Here is a 5,402-nt window from a genome sequence, read left to right on the forward strand (position 1 = left end):
CTGAAACGATAGGCCCACGCGGCGAGAAACTGCTGCCAGTGCGCGACCTCGGCCAGGTCGTAATCGGCGGTGGCAAAGCCTTTGCTTAGGGCCTGCGCGGCGGTCATCGACTGGCCGGCGCGCAAGCCGAGCTGGCGCGCCGCTGCATTCACCGCTTGCAGCACCCGGCGCTGGGCCGGGCCACTGAGCAGCACCAACGGCTCATCGGGATCGGCACGCTGACGCAGCACGGCGTCGAGGGCCAATTGCGGGAACAGAATACACACCCAGCGCATGACGACCTCAGTGCCCGACGGCAAAGGCAATCGGCGCCGTGCGCGCCAGTCCGCCACGGCACTTGAGCACGCGCAACTGGGCCGGTCTGGCGTCGATGGCAATACGCAACGCGGCCGGCGACGGGTTGATCGCCTCGCTCAGCGGGCGCCAGGCAAACGCCAGGGTCTGGCCGGTTTCTGCCGCTACCTGCAAACGCCGCAACGCACGGTCATCGGCCTTGTGCGGCCAGCACAGCACCGCGCCGCAACTGCCGGAACGCAGGCATTGTTCCGCCGCCCACAAGGCATCGCGTTCGCTGGCCTGAATCACCGACAACTGGCGCAGATCGACCCCGGCGTTCGCCCACGCCTGCGGGTACGGCACGAACGGTGGCGCCACCAGCACGATGCGCTCGCCCGCCGCCGACATCCGCGCCAGCGTCGGCCACACCAGTTGCAACTCGCCAACCCCGGGGCCGGCCAGGAGGATTTCGCTCAGCGCCGCTTCCGGCCAGCCACCGCTGGGCAGTGCCGCATCCAGCGCGGCATGCCCGGTGGGTTGCGGGCTGGCCGCCGGTGGCGCAGGCCGGCCCTTCCAGACCTGGCCGCCATTGAACAGCGTATCGAGTGCAACGACGGCGCCCATCAGCCTTGCCTCACCAGACCGCAGAACACCCCTTCGATGGCCAGGTCCTGATCATCGCGCACGACAATCGGCTGGTACGCCGGGTTACGCGGCAGCAGGCGCACCGTAGCGCCGACACGTTCGAAGCGTTTGATCGTCACCTCACCATCGAGTCGCGCCACCACGATCTGGCCGTTGAGCGCCTCGGGATTGCGCTTCACTCCCACCAGATCACCGTCGAGAATGCCGTCCTCGATCATCGAGTCGCCCTGCACCCGCAACATGTAGTCGGGCGCACGGGAGAACAGCGCGGGATCAAGCATCAAGCGGTTATGGATGTCGGCATCGGCGCCGATCGGTGCACCGGCAGCCACCCGGCCGAGCACCGGAATGTCCAGCAGCTCCGGCCGCGCGGGTTGCCCGAGCAGGCGAATGCCCCGGGCCTGATGCGGATTGACCTCGATAAACCCGGCTTCGGTGAGCGCCAGCACGTGCTTGCGCGCCACGCTGCGCGAGGCAAAACCAAAAGCCTCGCTGATTTCAGCGAGGCTTGGGGGCTGACCGTGTTCGGCGATGCGTTCGCGGATAAAGGTCAGGATGGCGGTACGGCGAGGAGTAAGATTGGTCATGGAGTACATTTGTACTCCTGTGGGATTTTACTGACAAGCACCGCCAGTCGGCCTGCGCTGGCGATCCACAAAAATCACAAGATCGCAGCCTTCGGCAGCTCCTACAGGGAACGGGTGTCAGTTCAATCCGCGCTCGGCCAGAAATGCCGAGATGTAATCTATGAAGGCGACGACCTTGGCCGTGGCCCGTCGATGGCTCGGGTACACCGCGAGAATGTGCGGGCCGAAGCTGTCCGGGTCGATTTCATAGTCAGCCATGACCCGCACCAGACGCCCGTCGGCAATGTACGGTGCGGCGCTCCACAGCGGTGTGTGCAGCAAGCCGCGTCCGGCCAAAGCACTGGCCAGCAACAGGTCGTAATTGTCGCTGCGCAAGCGCGGCGCCGTCGGCTGTGGCAGGCTCAGCCGCTGGCCATCGCGCTCGGCCCACCAGAACTCGCGACTGAGCAACGGGTGCTGATACAGCAGCCATTCATGCTGCTCAAGGGTTTGCGGATTCACCGGCAAACCCTTGCGCGCCAGATAGTCCGGGCTGCCGCACAAGGCCAGGCGATTGCTGCCGACCACCCGGGCGATCAGCCCCGGCAGGTCGTCATGGCCCTCGCGCAAGGCCAGGTCATAGCCGCTTTCCAGCAGATTGACGAACGCGTCGCACAGGTCCACTTGCAGGCTGATCTGCGGGTATTGCTGCAAAAAGCCGTCGCACACCTGATCGAGAAACGCCCGCCCGTACGCCAGCGGTGCGGTGATTTTCAGGCTGCCGCGCAGACCGTGCTGCAACTGCTCGATTTCCTCGCTGGCCTCCTCCAGTCGCTGCAACACCAGTCGCGCGGTTTCCAGATAAACCCGGCCGATTTCGGTGAGCAGAATCCGCCGCGTACTGCGTTCGAACAGCCGCGCGCCAAGTTCCGACTCCAGATGATTGACCGCTTTGGTCAGGGCCGATGGGGTCTTGCCCAGTTGCTCCGCCGCGCGGCTGAAACTGCCGAGTTGCGCGGTAACCACGAACATTTTCAGTGCACCCAGCTTGTCCATGCTTTTTCCATTCAGGCAAAAACGTTTTTCGTGAGGGAGGCGTTCTGTCGGCCAGTGTCAGCCACTAATCTGGCCATCAGACGCAATAACAAGGAAATCTTCAATGAAAAGATTCATCCCGAGTCTGTTGGTGAGCGCTGTAAGTTTTGCCTCGATGGAAGCCATGGCCGCCACCGATCTGGTACTGGTCAACGGCATGATTTTCACCGCCGACCGCTCGCAACCGAAGGTGCAGGCGCTGGCCGTGGAAAACGGCAAGGTGCTGAAAGTCGGCAGCGATGCGCAGATCAAGGCGCTGATCGAACCCGGCACGCAGGTGATCGACCTCGGCGGCAAGACGCTGATGCCAGGCTTGATCGACAGCCATTCCCACGCGATTTTCGGCGGTCTGGAAATGGTCTCGGCCAACATGGAAGACGAAGTCGTCGCCCTCGACGAACTGGAACAGCGCCTGCGCACCTGGCGTGACGACGGCAAGGCCAGACATGGCGATGTGCTGAGCATTGCCGGCATGAGTTCGGCGTACTGGGCGCAGGCCGAAGCGCTGGGCAAGACCTTCAACCACGGCGAATGGGCTGACGTGCCGGTGGTGTTCACCGGCAGCGATCACCACACCGCGTGGGCCAACAACGTGATGCTCAAGCGCGCCGGCATCGACGCGGCGTTGCTCAAGACCCTGCCCGCTGCGGAACAAGACACGATCGGCAAACTGGCCAGCGGCGAGCCCAACGGCTTTCTGGTCGATGCCGGTTGGGACCGGGTCGCCGCGAAAATGCCGGTGCCGAGCCCGGCCGATATGCTCACCGCGGCCAAATCCGCGGTGCGCTTCAACAACAGCCTCGGCATCACCGCGTGGATGGACCCCGCCGCCAACGCCGCACCGGGCGAACCGGTCTTCGCCCTCAAACCCACTGAGAAAACCGTCGGCGTGCTGCCAGCCTACAAAGCGCTGTCGGAAAGCGGCGGCATGAGCGTGCACGTTGCAGCGCTGCTGGTGGCCAACCCGAAAAGCCTGCCCGCCGACCTCGACACGCTGGATAAGGTGCGCCAGCAGTTTCAGGGCATCCCCAACCTGACCCTGCCCGGGGTCAAGATCTTCGCCGACGGCGTGATCGAGTACCCGGCGCAGAGCGCGGCGATGATCGACCCATACAGCAATTCGCACAAACAGGGCGAGCTGCTGATCGATCCAGAGCATTTCGGTGAACTGGTCAGCGCCATCGACCAGCGCGGCTGGCTGGTGCACATCCATGCCATCGGCGACCGCGCGGTGCGTGAATCGCTGAACGGTATCGAGCGCGCGCGCAAGGATCGGCAGAGCGGCATCACTCACTCGATCACGCACCTGCAGATGGTCAACCCGAAAGAGTTCGCCCGCTTCAAGCCGCTGAACGTGATCGCCTCGATGCAATTGCTGTGGGCCAGTGCCGATGACTACACCACCGACATGATCAAGCCCTACGTCAGCGCCCTCGCCTTTCGCTATCAATACCCGGCGCACTCGCTGCTGAAACAGGGCGCGACGATTGCCGGTGCCAGCGACTGGCCGGTGTCGTCGCCCAACCCGTTCAACGCCATGGCCCAGGCCATCACCCGCGTCGGCCCGCTGGGCGTGCTGAATGCCGACGAGCGTCTGGATCGCGAAAGCATGTTTTACGCCTATACCCTCAACGCGGCGCGCACGATTGGCCTGGAGAAGCAGATTGGCTCGCTGACGCCGGGCAAGCAGGCGGACTTCATCATGGTCGATCGCGACGTGTTCAGCGTCGACAACAAGGCGCTGCATGACACCCAGGTGCTGCAAACCTGGTTCGCTGGCCGCCAGGTCTACACCGCCACCCCATAACAACAGGCCCCCCTCGCTTTTGTGGGAGGGGGCTTGCTCCCGAAGGCGTCCGGTCAGCAAACATTTCGATACCTGACCCACCGTCTTCGCGAGCAAGCCCGCTCCCACAGGGACTTTCACCCTACCCAAGCATTTCCACTGCTTTTTCCAGCCCCCATAACAATCACAACACCGGGACTTCACATGAAAGCCTTGCCCCTGTTCGCCCTCGGTTTTTCCAGTTTGCTGCCCTTGAGCAGCCACGCGATCCCCCTGAACGACGATTTCGCCTTGCTGGTCGACCTGACCCTGGCCAGCGACTACCGCACCCGCGGCATCTCGCAAACCCAAAATGACCCGGCCGTGCAGGCCGGTCTGACCCTGGCCCATAGCAGCGGCCTGTACGTGGGTGCCTGGAGTTCCAACGTCGACTTCGGCGGTGGCCTGAAAACCCGGCAGGAAGTCGATTACTACGCCGGCTGGCTGTGGCAGGCCACCGAGGATGTCAGCCTCGATCTGGGTTACCTCAAGTACGCCTACCCCAGGGAAAGCCAGTTCAACCAGAGCGAGGTCTACGGGATTCTCGGTGTCTACGGGGTGAAGCTGGCGGCGTATTACTCCAGCGATGCGCCGGGAATCGACAGCAAGCAGAGCTCGCTCTACACCTATGTCGGTTATGAAACCGAGTTGCCGTTCGATTCCGGGCTGAAACTGCGTTACGGCAACATGGACTTCAAGGACCCGCACCTGTACTCGGCGTCCGGGCATGGCGAGGACAGTTATCGGGAGTGGGAGGTCAAGCTGACCCACAACCTGGCCGGGGTGGTGTTGGGCCTGAGCTATATCGATACCGATCTGTCGCAGAGCCAGTGCCTGAGTAACTGGGGATTCAAGGATGTGTGCACCGCAACGGTGGTCGCCAGCCTGAGCAAATCCTTCTGACCCACCAAAGTACCCATTGTAGGAGTGAGCCTGCTCGCGATGGCGGTGTGGCATTCAACAACGATGTCGGCCGACCCACCGCTATCGCGAGC

The 5,402-nt window shown here is 63.4% G+C and carries 5 protein-coding genes and 1 pseudogene; 2 read left to right on the forward strand and 4 right to left on the reverse strand.

Annotated elements, in window-relative coordinates; genetic code table 11:
* From QMX91_RS28715 to QMX91_RS28730, 4 genes and pseudogenes are all read right to left on the reverse strand, one after another.
* Positions 1–275: pseudogene (locus tag QMX91_RS28715) on the reverse strand (DNA polymerase Y family protein); the annotation flags it as partial.
* 7 nt (positions 276–282) lie between these two features.
* Positions 283–900 (reverse strand): translesion DNA synthesis-associated protein ImuA, encoded by a 618-nt coding sequence (imuA, locus tag QMX91_RS28720; RefSeq protein ID WP_097087240.1) that lies wholly within the window; start codon positions 898–900, stop codon positions 283–285.
* Entirely contained in the window at positions 900–1,517 is a 618-nt protein-coding gene (gene lexA / locus QMX91_RS28725) for a transcriptional repressor LexA (protein ID WP_134786550.1), read from the reverse strand. Before lexA ends, imuA begins: the two co-directional genes overlap by 1 nt.
* Before the next feature lie 108 nt (positions 1,518–1,625).
* A complete protein-coding gene (locus QMX91_RS28730) occupies positions 1,626–2,543 on the reverse strand; it encodes a LysR family transcriptional regulator (protein WP_098964222.1) in 918 nt (305 codons plus the stop codon).
* Positions 2,544–2,646: 103 nt separating this feature from the next.
* Between QMX91_RS28730 and QMX91_RS28735 the strand changes: the two genes are divergently transcribed.
* A complete protein-coding gene (locus tag QMX91_RS28735) occupies positions 2,647–4,389 on the forward strand; it encodes an amidohydrolase (RefSeq protein WP_282413748.1) in 1,743 nt (580 codons plus the stop codon).
* A 183-nt stretch (positions 4,390–4,572) separates the two neighbouring features.
* Positions 4,573–5,310 (forward strand): TorF family putative porin, encoded by a 738-nt coding sequence (locus QMX91_RS28740; RefSeq protein ID WP_282413749.1) that lies wholly within the window; start codon positions 4,573–4,575, stop codon positions 5,308–5,310.
* The last annotated feature ends 92 nt before the right edge of the window (positions 5,311–5,402 follow it).

Origin of the sequence: Pseudomonas sp. PS01299, from assembly GCF_029960145.1 — a bacterium.
GTDB lineage: Bacteria > Pseudomonadota > Gammaproteobacteria > Pseudomonadales > Pseudomonadaceae > Aquipseudomonas > Aquipseudomonas putida_A.

Excerpts from the sequence above, each read along its gene's own strand:
- imuA (WP_097087240.1), bottom strand. The coding sequence starts at position 900 with ATGGGCGCCGTCGTTGCACTCGATACGCTGTTCAATGGCGGCCAGGTC.
- lexA (WP_134786550.1), bottom strand. The coding sequence starts at position 1,517 with ATGTACTCCATGACCAATCTTACTCCTCGCCGTACCGCCATCCTGACC.
- QMX91_RS28730 (WP_098964222.1), bottom strand. The coding sequence starts at position 2,543 with ATGGACAAGCTGGGTGCACTGAAAATGTTCGTGGTTACCGCGCAACTC.
- QMX91_RS28735 (WP_282413748.1), top strand. The coding sequence starts at position 2,647 with ATGAAAAGATTCATCCCGAGTCTGTTGGTGAGCGCTGTAAGTTTTGCC.
- QMX91_RS28740 (WP_282413749.1), top strand. The coding sequence starts at position 4,573 with ATGAAAGCCTTGCCCCTGTTCGCCCTCGGTTTTTCCAGTTTGCTGCCC.